This is a genomic window from candidate division KSB1 bacterium (assembly GCA_016214895.1).
GTDB lineage: Bacteria > Electryoneota > RPQS01 > RPQS01 > RPQS01 > JACRMR01.
Window position 1 is genome coordinate 217,229 of the sequence record JACRMR010000002.1, and the last position, 13,910, is coordinate 231,138.

The window sequence follows — 13,910 nt, forward strand, 5'->3', positions numbered from 1 at the left end:
GGCAAAAGTTGACTTGACTTTGAGGAAATTTCGACCTATATTAGCCGCGTCTCGTATGTGGATAACTCTGCCTATCTATTTTTTGCTCATAAGTTTAGGCCCTCCGGTTGCTATGGACTAAGCTACGAAGTATAGTTTTTGCATACTTGACCCACGCTACGGCAACACCCGGCAAACCCGGCCTCAAGGGTCAAGATTGCCGCCCCATTGCCGATATAGACGATGATAGCTCAGACACGACGACACGATCCCTCAAGTTCCGATCCCCAAGACCTCGAACTCCTGGAGTACTCCCATGGCCAAAGGCCGAATCCTTGTTGTCGATGACGAATTCCATATTCGTGATTGGATCGCCGAATCCCTGCGCCGCCGCAATTTCACCGTCGAACTCTGCGAAGACGGTCAGACCGCGCTGGAAATGCTGGCGAAGGAAGAGCCTTATGATATCGTAATCAGCGACCTGCGGATGCCGAAGATGAGCGGCCTCACACTGCTCAAGACGGTCAAAGAACGCTATCCCGCGATTGACGTGCTGATGATGACCGCCTACGGTACGATTTCCGATGCGGTTACCGCCGTCAAAGAGGGCGCGCACGACTTCCTCGAAAAGCCGTTCCCGCAGGAAACCCTCGTGCTGCGGCTACAAAAGATCTTCGAGAACCGGAAACTGCGCAACGAGAACTTCAACTTGCGCCGCGAGCTCGGTTCTAAAATGCAGTTCGATCATATCGTCGGCCGCTCGGGGGTCATGCTGCCCGTGTTCGAACAGCTGCAGATGATCGCACCATCCAAGGCGACGGTGCTGATTACCGGGGAAAGCGGAACGGGCAAGGAGTTGGTCGCGCGCGAGACGCACTTGAACAGTCCGCGCCGCAACGGGCCGTTCATTAAGGTGAACTGCGCCGCGATGCCGGAAACGCTCATGGAATCCGAGCTGTTCGGCCACGAAAAGGGCGCATTCACGGGTGCGGTCAAGACGGTGGAAGGCCGCTTCGCGCTGGCCAACGGCGGTACGCTCTTGCTCGACGAAGTCAGCGAAATGAGCATTGGCATGCAGGCTAAGTTGCTGCGTGTGTTGCAGGAGCGCGAGTTCGAGAAGCTGGGCGGGCGCGAGACGATCAAGATTGACGTCCGGATCGTCGCGACCACGAATCGCGAACTGCGCAAGGAAATCAAGGAAAAGACTTTCCGCGAAGATCTCTATCACCGCCTGAACGTCTGCCCGATTCATCTACCGCCGCTGCGTGATCGCAACGAGGATATTCCACTGCTGGCCGCGCACTTCCTGCAGCGCTATTCGCAGGAGTACAACAAGGAGATCCGCGGCATTCAAGACCACACGATGGATCAGCTGATGCGTTACGAGTGGCCCGGTAATGTCCGCGAATTGCAGCACAAGATGGAGCGCGCGGCAATTCTCTGCAACGACCAGTTCATCGCCTCCAAACATTTCTTCCTCGATGAACTGGACACCGCGCTGGTGCATGTCGAAGCGGAGACCTTCGTCGCCAACGGCACGTCCACGGCCACGTTGCACGAAATCGAGAAAGCCGCGATCTTCCGCGCGCTGCAAATCAACGACAACAACCGCACCAAGACCGCCGATGCGCTCGGGATTTCGATTCGTACGCTGCGCAACAAGCTCCGCGAGTATCGCGAGACCGTCTCGCTCAACTGACGATGCTTCGACTTCAATTAATCGCAGCCCTGCCGGAAGGCGGGGCTGACGTCTATTCAGGACGAGGGATGAATGCAGAATGAGCAAGGAACACTTCCGTTGCGGCTGATGGCATCGCCCGCCAGAACCGCGCGGATTCCGCGCGCCCGCTGTGCGCCGCTATGTCCGACTTGACGCACCTGCCCAGGCAGGCGCCACGGGGATCCGGCTCCACATGTACTTATTCACGGGCAAACGCGCATTCCCATTTATCCCTCCGCCTAAGCCGTGGGGGACCCAAGGCCAGCGAAATCCTCGCTGGCTTTCTTTTTGCCCATGCATCTGAAACACGGTTTGGTATCGACTCTGCCGTGACAACTTCAAGCTCATCTGCCACGAACTCTCTGCCGGAACGTACAGGAAATTTGTGCCGCCCCCATCACTTCGACACTCGCCTCGCATCGGTCAAGCCGAGCAAGAACAGAGATTTATGAGCAGTCCTTGCGATGGAATTCAAGTTTACTGCAAGTGGGCACGATAATTGTCCTAATGCCCTGTCGATCACTCTCAAGATAGGGTCCGCCATGGATATCAGCCACCTGTTCACCGGTATGAATGCGTCCGCTGCCGGCCTCGCCGCGCAGCGCACGCGCATGAACGCCATCGCCGAAAACATCGCTAACGTCGAGACCACGCGTACCGCCGACGGCGAGGCCTATCGCCGCCAGCAAACGGTGCTCAGCGAAAGCAGCGGCTTCTCCGGTGAACTCGACCAAGTCACCGGCAAGCGCAACGACCTTTCGGCGTCGGACCCAAACCATCTGCAAGGCTTCAACAGCGAACCTGATCGCTGGAAATTCGGCGGAGTTAAGGCCACGATCCAGCGCGATCAAGCGCCGTTCCGCGAAGTTTACGACCCCGCTCATCCCGACGCCGACGAAAACGGCATCGTCAAGATGCCCAATGTCGATATCGTCAAAGAGATGACTGATTTGATCAGCGCCTCGCGCAACTTCGAGGCGAACGCCACGGCCTTTAACGCGACCAAAGGCATGATGAAGAAAGCGCTCGAACTGTAACCGCATGAAGATCTCCGCGAACTACCCCGGATTCCCCATGACAACACCGGCGATCCAGCGATCCGCGGGTGCCCCCGAAGCCGCGACCGCACAGCCGGAACCGGCGATTACGGCCAAGGAGCGACTCGCGAAGCTGATCGAAGAAAAGCACGCCATGGCCGAAGCCGCGATGCAAGCGCCGTCGCCCGAACAGGAACTCGGCAAACTCATTGACTTGAGGGTCTGACAGCATGAACGGAATGGACCGCATTACGCAATTGCCCGGCTTCAAACCCGCGTTACCCGAGACGAATCCGGTCAGCGGAACGGACAAGGGCTTCGGCGCGACGCTCAAACAGTTCATCGGCGACGTGAATGAAATGCAGGTCAGCGCCGACGTGAAAACGCAGCAATTCGCCACGGGCGAGATCAAGGATATTCACGAGGTCATGGCCGCGTCCGAAGAAGCCAGTATCTCCATGATGCTCCTGCTCGAAATTCGCAATAAAGCGCTCGACGGCTACAAAGAGCTGATGCGCACGCCGGTCTAAGCCTGATCTTATCCGACTGAAATGGGTACCCTTTTTCAACCGTTCGTGGAACTCTGGCGCCGCCTCACGATTGGACAGCGCGCCGGGCTGATCCTTGGTGTCGCCTTTGCCGCCGCGATAACCGTGGCCGCCGTGAGCTACTCGACGCGACCCGTGCTCACGACGATGTACTCCGGGCTGAATCCGAATGATGCCGGGCAAATCGTTGAGGATTTGCGAAGTCAAAAAGTCCCCTTCGAGCTATCGGCAGACGGCACGACCATCAAAGTCCCGGTCGAGAATGTCGCGGAACTACGGCTAAAGTTCGCCTCCGCCGGCCTGCCCACCTCGGGCGAACTTGGCTACGAGCTGTTCGACAAGCCGATGCTCGGCATGACGGATTTCATGCAGCGCATGAATCAGCACCGCGCACTCGAAGGCGAGCTCGCTCGCACGATCGGCGAGCTTTCCTCCGTGGAGAATGTCAGGGTGCATCTGGTGCTACCGCAACCGCGCTTGTTCCGCGAAGATCAGAAGCCCGCCACGGCTTCGATCATCCTGAAACTCAAACCCGGCGCGATGCTTGCCGACGAACAGGTCCAGAGCATCGTGCATATGACCGCCTTCGCCGTCGAGGGCCTGGATGTCGAGCACATTACCGTCGTCGATACGCGCGGCAACTTGCTGACCGGCAAGCCGGTCAGCAATGATCTGGCGGGGCTTTCATCGACGCAACTCGACGTGCAGCAGAGCGTCGAATCCGAGCTGGAACAGAAGGCTCTGGAACTGCTCGAAAATGCCCTCGGTCCGGGCAAAACGCAGGTCAAAGTCACGGCCAAGCTCAACTGGAACAAGATCGAGCGAACGACCGAGAACTACGATCCCGACCGCACCGCCACCCTTAGTGAAGAGCGTCAGGAGTCCAGTGGCGAGGCCAACACCGATGGCACCGGCGGCGGCACCAGCGAACGCTCTGTCACGAACTATCAAGTTCCGCGCACCGTCGAGACCTATGTGCCCGAAGTAGGCAACATTGAGCATTTGAGTGCTTCAGTTGTTGTCGATGGAAACTATAGTACACTGAAGACGGCCGACGGCCGCGACAGTACGGTCTATACGGATCGTTCCCCGGTTGAACTCGAGAAGTTAACCAGCCTGGTCTCTTCAGCGATCGGGCTCGATTCCGAACGAAACGATGAGCTGACCGTCGTGTCATTCCCGCTTGCGCTGAACAATGCCCCGGAAACGACGACGACCGAGCCCGGCAATAACCCGATGTGGCTGAAGCTGATCGAAAAGTTCGTGCTCGGTTTGGTCTTGATTCTCATCTTCCTGTTGGCGCGCACACTCATCGGCAGACTGGGGAAGAACTTGCCCGCGCTGCCGGAAGCCAACTCGCAGGCCGCGTTGCCCGCCGGAAATATGCAGTATATGCTGGCCGGCGCGGCACCCACCTCGGGGCAAATCAGCGCTCTCGCCGGCGGCGCGGCGCAGGCGGCCGCGGCGATTCAAGGCGGTCAGACGGGAAGCGCCGCGCCTGCGGAATCCCTCGAGGCGGACAATGGTCCCCAAGTAATTTTCAAGCAACACCGGCAAACCGTGGAAATCGAAGACGCCGCGCCCACATTCGAAACGCTGAAGCACCAGGAACTGCTCAAGCGTACAACCGATTACGTAATCAAGCGACCCACGAACGCCACCCAAGTACTCCGAAGCTGGATTCTGGATGACTCCGAAAAGCAGCGACACTAAGCGGCTCAGCAATATGCAGAAGGCCGCGGTCCTGATGATCTCCATCGGAACCGAAGCCTCAGCCGCGATTTACAAGAATCTGCAAGACGACGAGATTGAGGATATCACGCGCGAAGTCGTGAATATCCGAAATATCGAGTCCGACTCCGTGCATGAGGTCATCGAGGAATTCTACCAGATGATGAAGGTCCAGGACTTCGTCGCGGTGGGCGGCCTGGGCTACGCCGAAGAGGTCCTCGTCAAGTCACTGGGCGCTGAAAAGGCCCATGAAATCCTGCGCCGGGTCGAACGACTGATGAAAGTAAAGGGCTTCAACATCCTCAAGAATGTTGACGCCAATCAACTGCTGGCTTTCATCCAGAAGGAGCATCCGCAAACCATCGCCTTCGTCTTAACACAGTTGAGCCCGAATCAGGCCTCGACGATCCTGATGGACTTGCCGCCGGAATTGCAGTCCGAAGTGATGCTGCGATACGCGACCATGGAGCGCGTCGCCCCCGAGACGATTTCGTCCGTCGAAGCCGTCCTCGAGTCGCGCATCGACTTCTCGCAGTCCACGAGCAAGCTCGGAGGCGTGCGCGCGGCCGCGGAAGTGCTGAACATGATCGGACAGTCCGCCGAACGAACGATTCTCTCCAAGATCAACGAACAGGCGCCGGAGCTGGCAACCTCCATCAAGAACCTGATGTTCGTCTTCGAGGACATTGTGACCCTCGACGACCGCTCGATTCAGCGCGTGCTGAAAGAAGTTGACAACAAGGATCTCGCGCTGGCACTCAAACACGTCAGCCCGGAAGTCAAGAAGCGCATCCTGGCGAATCTGTCCCAGCGCGCCTCTCAGATGATTACTGAGGAAATTGAATACATGGGCCCCGTTCGGTTGAAGGAAGTGGAAGTCGCGCAGCAGAAGGTCGTCGATGTCGTGCGGCAACTCGAGGAGTCCGGTCAAGTTGTTATCGTCGGCGGCGCGAAGGCCGAAGAGATGGTCGAATAGCCAAGCGATATGCCAAATCCTGTTATCATCCCCGCGGCAAAAGGCGCGCAGCTCAAGAAAGTACACTTCCCGTCGTTTGAGCGGAAGCCGGCAAACTACTTCAAGGATATCATCACCGACGAAGCCGTCGGCGCGCCGGCGGATGTTCCCCCCCAAGAGCTGCACGCCGCCATCAGCTCGGAAGTGGAACGCGAACGCCGAATAATGCGCGTGGCGGCGAAGCGCGACGCCGAGCAGCAGTTCAACGCCGGTGTGGCCGAAGGAAGGAATCACGCTGCCGCTGAGATCTCGGCGGCCGTGGAGTTGCTGAAACAGTATGCGCAAGTGCTGCTGGCGGAACGCGGCGAACTTCGGAAGGCCGCCGAGAAACATGCGGTTGAACTGGCGGTTGAAATCGCCCGCGAAGTTATCGGGACTGAGCTCTCCATCCGTCCGCCCGCCGTTGCCGAGGCCGTCGAACACGCGCTGCGGAATGCGGCAGATGCTTCCGCGGTCACCCTCCGCGTGAGCAAGGAAGACGTCGCGCTCCTGGATGACGCCGCGAAAAAATGGATTGGCGCGGCCGGCTTGCCAGCGCAGATTGAACTGCGTGCCGACGCGACGCTGAGTCGCGGCGACTGCTACATCGATTCCGCCGCGGGTACGGTCGATGCGCGAATCGAAAGCCAACTGCTGCACCTGCGCGACGGCCTGTTGCGCGGTATCAAACCGTAGCCGAACATGAACGAAGGGTTCGGCGCCAATCCGAAACTTGCGTCAATCTCGCGCTTTGCGCGCATGGGGCGCGTGGAGCGCGTGCGTGGCCTGATCATTGAATCCCAGGGGCCGCGGGCCGCGCATGGCGAGCTCTGCACGCTGGAGTCGGATGGCCGCAAGTGGCTGGCCGAAGTCGTGGGCTTCAATGGCACCACCACCATCTTGATGCCGCTGGAAGACGTTCAAGGACTGACGCCGCATGCCACGGTGAGAGCCACCGGCGAACCGCTAACGGTGGCGCTCTCGCCGAGCCTGCGCGGCAGAGTATTGAACGGTTTGGGGTTACCGATGGACGGCGGTCCGGCGATTGCGGCGCACGAACGTCGCCCGTTGCTGAGCGAGCCGCCTCACCCGCTGCGGCGCAATCGCGTGACCAGTCCGTTGAGTGTCGGTGTCCGTGCAATCGACGGACTGTTGACGATCGGTCAGGGACAGCGTATTGGCATTTTCGCCGGGAGCGGCGTCGGCAAGAGCGTACTGCTTGGCATGATGGCACGGTACACGGAAGCCGATGTCGTCGTCGTGGGGCTGGTCGGCGAACGCGGCCGCGAAGTGCGCGAGTTCATTGAGAAGTATCTCGGTCCCGCGGGTTTGAAGAAGACCGTTGTCATCAGCGAAACTTCCGATCGTTGGCCGATCCTGCGAATCAAGGCCGCATTGGTGGCGACCACCGTGGCCGAGTACTTTCGCGATCAAGGGCTCAAGGTGTTGTTCGTAATGGATAGCGTCACGCGGGTCGCACACGCCATGCGGGAAGTCGGTCTCTCACTGGGCGAACCCCCCGCGACACGCGGCTATCCGCCGACGGTATTCGCGACGCTGCCGAAACTGCTCGAACGCGCCGGCAACTCTGAAACGGGCAGCATCACCGGTATCTACACCGTCCTCGTTGACGGCGATGATCACAATGAGCCGGTGGCCGATACCGTGCGGAGCATTCTCGACGGACATCTCGTGCTATCCCGGGGATTGGCCGCCAAGAACCAGTATCCGGCCATCGACGTATTGAAGAGCGTGAGTCGCGTGATGCCGGACATCGCACGGCCCGAGCAAATGTCCGCGACGCACAAACTGCGGGAGTGGCTGGCCGCCTACGCGGAAGTCGAGGACTTGATCGCCGTGGGGGCTTACGTCCGGGGCGGCAGCAAGATCACGGACGAATCGATCGACCGGATGCCGCGGATCATCGAATACTTGCGGCAACCACCCGACCAGCCGGCGGGCTATGCGGCGAGTCTGGCGGCGCTGCAACAGCTCGCGAAGATCGGATGAAGCCCTTCCGCTTTCGCCTACAGAAACTCCTGAGGCTGCGGGAGGCCCGCGAAGAGCAGCGCCTGTCAAAGTTCGGCGCGCAACAGCGGATCCTGGATTCGGAACGGACGAAATTGGGGCTGTTCGAGGGCGAAGCGCTGAATCAACTCCATGAGATGTCAGTCGTCGTTGCCCGGCCGTTTCGAGCCTGGATGCATGGCGCGAACGACAAATATCTTGGTCGCTTGCAGCGAGTCATCGACTTTCAGCGTGACCAGACACGCCAGCAGGAGTTCAAAGTCGAGCAGTCGCGCCAAGAGTACTTGAAGGCGAAGCAAGAGACTGGCGCGCTGGAAAAGCTGCGTGAGCATCAGCTCGAAAATTGGCGAGTGGAAGAACGCTTGGATGAACAAAAGGTCCTGGACGATACCCGGGCTTTGCGCGAGCCGGGAGGTGAATAAATGTTTTCAAAAACCAACTTGATCTACCTCGGAATGTTTCTCGCGGGTTTCGCCGTGATCAACACCGGTGTGTACTTCCTTTTGCACTCGACGCAGCCAAAGTCCGCGATCTTGCTGACAGAGGGCGGCCACGCCGACGGAGCGGACAGCCTGAAGCACGAGGCGCCACCGCCCGCGGGTGAGATGCCGGACCTCGAAGCCGAATCGATGCACAGTGGCGAGCTCGCCGACGCGGGCAAGCCTGCGGCGTCGCCGCCATCACCGGAACGCCACCTCGCCGCAGTGGAGCCGAGTCAGCATTCCACGGCGAAGACGCCCGTCCCGGTCGCACCGACGGAGACGAAGCAGGCCGAACCCAGCGTCGCGGAGACCATGACCGACTTGCAGTCCACGGAGACCGTGGAACCGGAAATCGAGGACACGAGCGGCGCGAGTCAAGCGCTCGTGGAAGACCAGCAGAAACTTGCGAAATTGGCGAAATTGCTCGAATCCATGAAACCCGACGAAGCCGCCGCGATTGCCTCGGAACTCTCAACAGACGTGATTGTACAACTGGTTCTGCGAATGAAAGATCGTAATGCCGCGAAGATGATGGCCGCTCTGCCAGTAGATCTGGCCTCGCAAGTTGCCGATCTGATGAGCCAGGTGGCGACGCGGTCAAAGGCGGGAGAATGAAACTAATGCCCTGGCTCATCGCTTCGCGACCACCGGGTGTGCCCGGCGGCAGCGGCGTCGCATCCAAACTCCTGAAACGACTCGACGGGTCGTTTTCCGCGCTCTTGAAACGCCTGAGCGGACGCGTGGACGAGCCTGCGAGGTCCCGCGACGTCCAGTCAAATCCACTGTCCGACGTGGAGCCGAAGGTCAGGTTGACGTCCGGTCACGTGCCTTTAGCGTCGCCAATTGTCCGGTCGATCAGTGCGCAAGCTGCGCGCGATCATCACCCGCCGCGCGATCTCTCGTCGGCCGCACCCTCAGCCACGTCCGGCGAACCCGCGAACCGGGGCGAGCTCGACTCCGCTTTGTCTCAGAATGAGCCACCATCGCAATCGACGCATGGCCTATCGGGCTATGTCGCCGCTGTCGCAATTCCGAGCGCGTTCCAGACGACGGCCGCACCAACTGCTCATGCCGGTCAGTCAAGCTCCGATCGTGCCACAAGCCAGCGCACTATTATGCAAGTGGCGGGCGCGACCAGTCCGTCCGCAACCGTCGTGAGCGCGTCAGCCACGCCTCCGGCGCCGCACACTCGACCCGGTCCAGGCAAGGCGAGACAGACTCAGTCCACCGTGACGCGGATGTCGTCACCCACCGAGCAAATCACCGCCACTCGGGCGGACGCATCGGTGTCTTCACCGTCCGTAAATGGCAAGGAATCGCCGCGATTGACGCCGCAGGCTCCGCGTGTGTCGCCTTCGACCCCGCCGATCCCCATGTTACCCGCGAGCCAAAACACGACCATCGCCGCCGCAACGAATGAGGTCGGATCGAACTCCCCGAAACCTGTTGGCGTGCGCGCCGCGATCGGTGCAGAGCGCAAGCCCGGCGATTCCACAGTCGGCGGCGCTGGGGCACCGAAGCCGAGCCAGGTAGCGGCATCGATCACCACGCTCACCGCGAATCCCGAACCCGCGGAACCGCCGACTCCTCGACAAAAATTCAGCGAGCCGGGTCCCGCATCTCCCGCTGCAAAACCACTTCCGAGTCGTGACGCGCCCGGCCCGCTCCCAACGAAGAGCGGAGGAGAGCGCGGTGGTGCGCCGATCCGCCCGGCTTCCACCGCTCCGACGCACAAGATCACCGTGTCCGATGCTGGGCCCGTTGTCGAAATCCGAAATTCAAGTGACGCGAACGTCAGCCGGACCTCGCCTGCGGCTCATGGCGCGAGCGCGAAGGAACAGTATCCGCCGCAGTCCTCAGCAGCGCTTGTTGTCGAGCGTCCCTCGCAGTTGCAGCCAGAGCATTCATCCCGTGAGCGCGTTTCGCCAGACTCACGATTGGCTGCTTCGACGGTCCAGAAAGCCGGAACTGAGCTCAAGCCGGACCGCGATTCGACGGACGTTGGAGTACTCGCCCGACTTCGCAGCGTATGGCAATTCCGACCCTTGGTGGCGCGATCGGACCGAGGCAGTGAGCGTGCCGGCCAAGTTCGTCCTGCGCAAACGGTGTCACCACCAGTTATTGCCCCGCGCTCAACTCATGTTCAGATCGCCGCGATCCAGAGTGGCATTCCTGTGCCAGCTTCTGCCCCTGCCGCCGGATGGCCCGGTGATTCCGCTGAGCCACCGCTTGTCGCTCGAGCGGAGAATCCGTCGCCCCAGCGTGAAACCGGCAGACGCGGCTCGGACGATCATCTCAAAGCAAGTTTCGGGAACGCTACCAAAATGCGAACCGAAGCACCTGAATCACGGCCCACGCCAAGCGCGACGCCGCGCCAACGCGCAGATGAGGCCGCGGAGAAGCCGGCATCTTCAGGCAAGCGCCTGATTGAGCGCGTGCGCGAGTCGATTGTGCGGATCATACCAGGTCGCACTGACAGTTCGACGGCGGGCAAAGCCGATGTGCAGGTGGTTCTCCCGCTTGAACCACACGTAATCAGCACACAGGTCGCGGTGTCGCCGCGCCGTGAAGCTCCCGTGGTCAGTCACGGAGCAACAAGCCAGCCGAACCCGTCAACGCGACAGGATTCGCTCAACCGTCAATCGGTAAGTCATGAAGCCCACACCGAGCTACGCTCCGTGATTCCGTCAAGTCCGCCAGCCGCTGCACCAGTCGTATTCGAGTCGAAATTCGCCGCGTCACCGCAACCCGTTGCTGTTGACACGTCGCCTTACGCGAGACCGCTTCCGTCCGGACTCATCCCAGAGCGCCGCGGCGTCGCCGGCGAACCAACCGTTGCGCCTCCGATCCTGGCGCCGGCGCGTCGTGCGGAGAAACCGAACGCTGCGCAATCGACGGCCGTGAATTCGGGCGATCCTCGTATCCCGATACCGACTGGCGCCGGAGACTCCCCGATACCATCGCGTATCAACACGGATAAGCGAATCGAGGTCAACGCCAAGCCCTCTGAGCCGGCGCGCCAGAGCGGGAGTGCTGTTCCGCCAGCGAGCGTCGGCCACGCCACTCAACTCGCGCAATCGCATTTGGTCGAACCGCGCACCAGCTGGTCGCCACAAGTAACTCCGGCAAGGCACGATTCTGTTGCGTATGCAGAGCCCGCAACGCTCGCGCAGCCGAAGGCGGCAAGCAGTCCAGCGAAACCCATGGTTCCGACGGCACCTCAGGAATCGCCGCGAAATGCCGCTGCGACTCCCGCGGCATCGCCCGTAGCCGGGCGAAGCAAACCGGAGAAAGCGAGCGGTCCGCGAGAGCAGCAGACGGAGAAACCAGCTTCCGGCGTCGATGCGCAACGGACCGAGCATTCGTCGGGGACCTTCGTACCGCGAGAGGCGGAATCACATGGGTATGGCCACGCCCCGCTGGCAGACGCGGACGGAGTAGCGCGGCGCTTGCCGTCTCCGGACGCGCCATCAGACGTCACCCCGCCAAGACAACGACCGACCGCATCCGACGCTCACCCCACGAGCGCGATGGGCCACTCGCGGGTTGCTGACGCCACGGTCATGCCGAGCGCGGAACGAGCGGCTGCCCCTGATTCGATCTCGCACGCCGGGCCACCGCTCATGGTTGACCCTGAGCGGTTTGCGTCGCCCGACCCAAAAGATGCGGTCGTTCAGCACCTGATACCGCCCGGTGACCGGGCCACGGAGCGTCTCATTGATCGTCGGCCGGAGCCGTCATCGCAACCCGTTCCCGCGGATACGACACGAGAAACGTCAAGCCGTGTTGAGCAGCCGCAAGGCATGGCCGTCAGCGCCGCACCCGCGGCAACATCGCTGAAAGAAGTGCCGAGTTCCTCTGCTCAACCCACGGCTCTGAGCAATCGACAACTGCACGAACTGCAACTGCTCGCCGCAAGACTGGTGCAACAGGCCTCCATCCAAGTCGGCGATACGTCGCAGATCCGGTTTGATTGGACACACGACGAACTCGGTCCCTTGCGATTTTCTGTATCGACCGAGGACTCCAGAGTCCGAATTGATGTCTCGACTCCCCGACCGGAAGTCGCTGCGTTCCTCGAAGAGTCGCGTTCGGTGCTCGAGCGTATCGTCCTGGATCAGGGGTTGCGGATCGACCGCTTCGACGTGCGCGTGCACGACTCGGCCGGGCAGACCGCCGGCTTTGAACGGCGCGATCAACAGCTGCTGCACCAACAAGGCTCTCAAGATCGCGCGAATGGCTCCAACCAACTTGACAGTCAAGAAATACTGGACGCGACACCACCGGCGCCGGCCCGACGTCCGTGGGCGGATCACCGCGAATGGCTGGCTTAAGGCATTTCCTGCCCGCAAGGTGCGAAGCCTGCCGACCCGCAACCCTGATGAAGCCGTTAAGTTGAGTGTAATGCTGTGCTTAAAGAATAGCTCCCAAATGGCTTGAGGTTTGCAAGAATCCTGAACAGATGAAGTACCCAAAAGCCAAGAACGGGCTCCGATGCACATGTGGATCCCGTGAGTTTGCAATCGCAGCCAAAACCCAGTCGGCCACCGGCCGCCCGGAATATCGGCTCTGCTGCAAGCAGTGTGGGACCACGATCAACGTGGACAAGTCAACGTTTGCGCTGTACCACTATCTGGAACAGCGCCATCCAAGTCCGGAGTTTCTCCAGCTGTTTGACCTGGGATAATCGCTACCATGCCAGTCTCCTCCGTCAATACTCAGACTACTACGCCGCCGACGGACATGATCTCGTCGCGCTCGCAGGCGCTTGACCAGGCGGACTTCCTGAAGATGCTTATGGCGCAGATGCAGCACCAGGACCCGTCCAGCCCCATGAGCAACGAGGAATTCGCCAGTCAGATGGCGCAGTTCTCGTCGCTGCAGGAACTGCAGGGCATCGGCTCGGCGCTTGACCAGTCGATTCAGGCGAATCTGCTGCTCGCGCAATCGTTTAACAACACGATGGCGACCAGCTTGATCGGCAAGATCGTCAAGGCCGACTCCAACACCGTGCAGGTGGACGGAAACAGTGACACAGAGTTGAACTATAAGCTCGGTGCCGCGGCAACGGACATCAAAATCGAAGTCCGCAATGCCGACGGCGAGGTTGTCAGGACGATTGAGTTGAATGCGCAAGAAGCCGGAAACCACAGTTTCACGTGGGACGGACTGAACGGCGACGGCAAGCCGGTGGTCTCCGGCGACTACACGTTCTCCGTCACGGCGCAGGGTGCTGACGACGTCACGGTCGAAACCTCGACCTTCGTCCAAGGACTGATTACGAGTGTCAACTATGAAGACGGCACGGTGGTCCTGATGATGGGCGACCGCAAGATCCAACTCAGTCAAGTGCTCGAAGTCACCAACCCCGCGGGGAACGGAAACGGGTGA

General features: G+C 60.5%; 14 protein-coding genes. 12 read left to right on the forward strand and 2 right to left on the reverse strand.

Annotation, left to right across the window (positions count from 1 at the left end; genetic code table 11):
• Positions 1-295: 295 nt before the first annotated feature.
• From HZB60_00795 to HZB60_00840, 10 genes are all read left to right on the forward strand, one after another.
• Positions 296-1,678, forward strand: coding sequence for a sigma-54-dependent Fis family transcriptional regulator (locus tag HZB60_00795; GenBank protein MBI5058298.1), 1,383 nt, complete (start codon positions 296-298; stop codon positions 1,676-1,678).
• Positions 1,679-2,241: 563 nt separating this feature from the next.
• Complete coding sequence (gene flgC / locus HZB60_00800) at positions 2,242-2,736, forward strand: flagellar basal body rod protein FlgC (protein ID MBI5058299.1); 495 nt, start codon at positions 2,242-2,244, stop codon at positions 2,734-2,736.
• 4 nt (positions 2,737-2,740) lie between these two features.
• Positions 2,741-2,962: a hypothetical protein gene (locus HZB60_00805; protein MBI5058300.1), complete on the forward strand. Its 222-nt coding sequence runs from the start codon at positions 2,741-2,743 to the stop codon at positions 2,960-2,962.
• A 4-nt stretch (positions 2,963-2,966) separates the two neighbouring features.
• Complete coding sequence (fliE, locus tag HZB60_00810; protein ID MBI5058301.1) at positions 2,967-3,266, forward strand: flagellar hook-basal body complex protein FliE; 300 nt, start codon at positions 2,967-2,969, stop codon at positions 3,264-3,266.
• A 21-nt stretch (positions 3,267-3,287) separates the two neighbouring features.
• Positions 3,288-4,997: a flagellar M-ring protein FliF gene (fliF, locus tag HZB60_00815; GenBank protein MBI5058302.1), complete on the forward strand. Its 1,710-nt coding sequence runs from the start codon at positions 3,288-3,290 to the stop codon at positions 4,995-4,997.
• Positions 4,972-5,991, forward strand: a complete 1,020-nt coding sequence (fliG, locus tag HZB60_00820) for a flagellar motor switch protein FliG (GenBank protein ID MBI5058303.1) — start codon at positions 4,972-4,974, stop codon at positions 5,989-5,991. Before fliF ends, fliG begins: the two co-directional genes overlap by 26 nt.
• Before the next feature lie 9 nt (positions 5,992-6,000).
• Complete coding sequence (locus tag HZB60_00825) at positions 6,001-6,705, forward strand: hypothetical protein (protein ID MBI5058304.1); 705 nt, start codon at positions 6,001-6,003, stop codon at positions 6,703-6,705.
• A 6-nt stretch (positions 6,706-6,711) separates the two neighbouring features.
• Positions 6,712-8,019 carry a FliI/YscN family ATPase gene (locus HZB60_00830; protein ID MBI5058305.1) on the forward strand — a complete coding sequence of 436 codons (1,308 nt, stop codon included), beginning with the start codon at positions 6,712-6,714 and terminating at the stop codon, positions 8,017-8,019.
• Entirely contained in the window at positions 8,016-8,459 is a 444-nt protein-coding gene (fliJ, locus tag HZB60_00835) for a flagellar export protein FliJ (GenBank protein ID MBI5058306.1), read from the forward strand. Before HZB60_00830 ends, fliJ begins: the two co-directional genes overlap by 4 nt.
• On the forward strand, positions 8,460-9,134 hold the full coding sequence (locus HZB60_00840; protein MBI5058307.1) for a hypothetical protein: 675 nt from the start codon (positions 8,460-8,462) through the stop codon (positions 9,132-9,134).
• 604 nt (positions 9,135-9,738) lie between these two features.
• Here the strand turns inward: HZB60_00840 and HZB60_00845 are convergent.
• Entirely contained in the window at positions 9,739-10,074 is a 336-nt protein-coding gene (locus tag HZB60_00845; GenBank protein ID MBI5058308.1) for a hypothetical protein, read from the reverse strand.
• Positions 10,075-10,930: 856 nt separating this feature from the next.
• On the reverse strand, positions 10,931-11,107 hold the full coding sequence (locus tag HZB60_00850) for a hypothetical protein (GenBank protein ID MBI5058309.1): 177 nt from the start codon (positions 11,105-11,107) through the stop codon (positions 10,931-10,933).
• Positions 11,108-11,722: 615 nt separating this feature from the next.
• Between HZB60_00850 and HZB60_00855 the strand changes: the two genes are divergently transcribed.
• Complete coding sequence (locus HZB60_00855; GenBank protein MBI5058310.1) at positions 11,723-12,853, forward strand: flagellar hook-length control protein FliK; 1,131 nt, start codon at positions 11,723-11,725, stop codon at positions 12,851-12,853.
• A gap of 361 nt (positions 12,854-13,214) precedes the next feature.
• Positions 13,215-13,910 (forward strand): hypothetical protein, encoded by a 696-nt coding sequence (locus HZB60_00860; protein ID MBI5058311.1) that lies wholly within the window; start codon positions 13,215-13,217, stop codon positions 13,908-13,910.

Excerpts from the sequence above, each read along its gene's own strand:
- fliF (MBI5058302.1), top strand. The coding sequence starts at position 3,288 with ATGGGTACCCTTTTTCAACCGTTCGTGGAACTCTGGCGCCGCCTCACG.
- HZB60_00860 (MBI5058311.1), top strand. The coding sequence starts at position 13,215 with ATGCCAGTCTCCTCCGTCAATACTCAGACTACTACGCCGCCGACGGAC.
- fliG (MBI5058303.1), top strand. The coding sequence starts at position 4,972 with ATGACTCCGAAAAGCAGCGACACTAAGCGGCTCAGCAATATGCAGAAG.
- fliJ (MBI5058306.1), top strand. The coding sequence starts at position 8,016 with ATGAAGCCCTTCCGCTTTCGCCTACAGAAACTCCTGAGGCTGCGGGAG.
- HZB60_00830 (MBI5058305.1), top strand. The coding sequence starts at position 6,712 with ATGAACGAAGGGTTCGGCGCCAATCCGAAACTTGCGTCAATCTCGCGC.
- HZB60_00855 (MBI5058310.1), top strand. The coding sequence starts at position 11,723 with ATGGTTCCGACGGCACCTCAGGAATCGCCGCGAAATGCCGCTGCGACT.
- HZB60_00825 (MBI5058304.1), top strand. The coding sequence starts at position 6,001 with ATGCCAAATCCTGTTATCATCCCCGCGGCAAAAGGCGCGCAGCTCAAG.
- HZB60_00795 (MBI5058298.1), top strand. The coding sequence starts at position 296 with ATGGCCAAAGGCCGAATCCTTGTTGTCGATGACGAATTCCATATTCGT.
- flgC (MBI5058299.1), top strand. The coding sequence starts at position 2,242 with ATGGATATCAGCCACCTGTTCACCGGTATGAATGCGTCCGCTGCCGGC.
- fliE (MBI5058301.1), top strand. The coding sequence starts at position 2,967 with ATGAACGGAATGGACCGCATTACGCAATTGCCCGGCTTCAAACCCGCG.
- HZB60_00840 (MBI5058307.1), top strand. The coding sequence starts at position 8,460 with ATGTTTTCAAAAACCAACTTGATCTACCTCGGAATGTTTCTCGCGGGT.
- HZB60_00805 (MBI5058300.1), top strand. The coding sequence starts at position 2,741 with ATGAAGATCTCCGCGAACTACCCCGGATTCCCCATGACAACACCGGCG.